Annotated in this window: 4 protein-coding genes; all 4 read left to right on the top strand. The window is 39.4% G+C overall.

Translation table 11 applies throughout. From position 1 onward, the window contains the following. The first annotated feature begins 13 nt into the window (after positions 1-13). From ENL20_04380 to ENL20_04365, 4 genes are read left to right on the top strand one after another with little or no spacing between them, the layout of a single operon-like run. Positions 14-241: a sulfurtransferase TusA family protein gene (locus ENL20_04380; GenBank protein HHE37791.1), complete on the top strand. Its 228-nt coding sequence runs from the start codon at positions 14-16 to the stop codon at positions 239-241. 14 nt (positions 242-255) lie between these two features. Beyond that, on the top strand, positions 256-1,209 hold the full coding sequence (locus ENL20_04375) for a hypothetical protein (protein HHE37790.1): 954 nt from the start codon (positions 256-258) through the stop codon (positions 1,207-1,209). 48 nt (positions 1,210-1,257) lie between these two features. Next, entirely contained in the window at positions 1,258-1,473 is a 216-nt protein-coding gene (locus ENL20_04370; GenBank protein HHE37789.1) for a hypothetical protein, read from the top strand. Beyond that, positions 1,437-2,060, top strand: coding sequence for a rhodanese-like domain-containing protein (locus tag ENL20_04365; GenBank protein ID HHE37788.1), 624 nt, complete (start codon positions 1,437-1,439; stop codon positions 2,058-2,060). The genes ENL20_04370 and ENL20_04365 overlap by 37 nt, the downstream gene beginning before the upstream one ends. Positions 2,061-2,075: the final 15 nt, after the last annotated feature.

Genomic DNA, 2,075 nt, shown 5'->3' with positions numbered 1-2,075 from the left:
GAAGGAGGAAAAAATGCAAGTAGATCAAACATTGGATTGTAAAGGACTTAGTTGTCCGATGCCGATTATCAAATTGGCAAAAGCAGTTAAGAAAATGAACAGCGGTGAAGTTCTGGAAATGATTGGAACAGATCCCGGTTCAAAAACCGATGTTCCTGCCTGGTGTGAAAAGACCGGGAATATTTTCATGGAACAGTCTGAAGAAGGTGGTGCATTTCATTTTTTCATTAAGAAAAAGTAAAAAGGGAGTGGATCATGTTTAAAAAAGGAGTTTTAAGAGATTTATTTGATTCTCTTTTCGGTAAATCCTGGCCCATGTGGATAGGAGGAATTTTACTGGCATTATTGAATATTCTTCTTTTCGTTATTAAATATCCCTGGGGAGCAAGTGGAGGATATGTCAATATTGGACAGAATTTATTCCAGAGTCTTGGAGCAAAAAGTATCGGCACTGGAACACCGATAAGTTTGCATACAGTTGCTTTATTGAATATCTTTATCATTCTGGGCGCCTTTATCTCATCTTTATTCTCCAGAGAATTCAGCATTAAAGTTGCTCCCGTTGGTGAACTTGTAAAAGGTCTCATCGGTGGAGCATTGATGGGAATCGGGGCAACAGTCGGAATCGGTTGCACGACAGGCGGCTTTTTCAGTGGAGTTCCAGCTCTTTCCGGAGGAGCTTTATTCCTTTCGCTTGGATTTATGGTGGGAACTTTTGTAGCTCTCAAATATTTATTGTGGGAAATGGAAGCTCTTCCCAATGTCAGTATGGGAAAATCCTGCACCTTGATTCCGGGAACAGGTAAAAAAACCGGCTGGCAAAGATGGCTCGGTTGGATTCTGATAATTGTTGTTTTGTTTATTGTCAGCAATTATACAGTAAAAGGAACAGCTCTCTCAAAGATCCTTGGTTGGCATGTCTTGATCGCACTCCTTCTGGGAATAATCCTGCAACGGTCTCGATATTGTATTGTCCGAGCATTCAGAGAGCCGTTTATGACTGGAGAAGCAACAGCTCCGGTTGCCATTATCATCAGTATTCTGGTTGTTCTAATCGGATTTACTGTGCTGAAGTTCTTTGGAGTTGGGAATGCCGGAGAAACAGCAGTTCGAGCAATAGAAATGAAATCTGTTTATGCTAATTTCTGGTTAAGAGCTCTTTTGGGTGGTTTTATCTTTGGTCTGGGAATGACTTTGGCTGGTGGCTGAGCTGTAGGAGCACTCTGGCGTGCCGGAGAAGGTCATTTAAAATTATGGATGGCAATTATCGGATTTATTATAATGGCTCCTTTATCCAAAGGATTTATTGTTCCCGGGATTGTAAAAATACTTCCTGAATCTGTACGAAGTAAAGTATTCCTGCCTGATATTCTGGGTTATACTGGAGCGGTTGTTTTGATTTTAGTAATTCTCTTGCTTTGGTATATGTTTGTTAAATGGAACGAAAAATCCGGAAAATTTTCCGCATTATAAGAGGAGGAGAAATGTTGAATGAAATGAAATCCCGATTACTTTCGGGAAAAAAAATATATTTCCTTTTAGTTATTTCTGCTGTTCTTCTTCTTTTTTCAGGTTGCGGAAAAGGTTTTTCCAAAGGTGGATATTTTGCCAACGCCAAAGCAATGGTCAATGAAGCCAAGCAAGGCATTGAAGAAATTTCCTATGATGATTTCAAAACAAAATTAGAGAAAGAAGAAATTCGAATTGTTATCGATGTTAGAGAACCGGGAGAATTTGAAAACGGTTATATCAACCAGCCGGATGAAGAAGATGAATATCCTTATCCGGAAACATTTGTTGTCAATATTCCCAGGGGATTATTAGAATTCAAGATCGGTGATAAAAGTCATTGGGACGATGAACTCTGGGTAGAAATGCCGGCAAAAGATGAGGAAATAATCATTTACTGTAAGAAGGGTGGAAGAGGTGCTTTAGCTGTTCATTCCTTAAAGCAACTCGGATACACAAATGTAAAAAACCTGAAAGGTGGTTACAGAATCTGGTTAGATCCTGATGCTCCATTGGAAGAAGCTCCAAAGAGTTCTGGTGGTTGTGGTTAAAAAATAAAATAAAGG

The sequence above is a fragment of the Candidatus Cloacimonadota bacterium genome (genome assembly GCA_011372345.1).
Lineage (GTDB): Bacteria > Cloacimonadota > Cloacimonadia > Cloacimonadales > TCS61 > DRTC01.
This window is presented reverse-complemented; position numbering and strand designations above follow the sequence as displayed.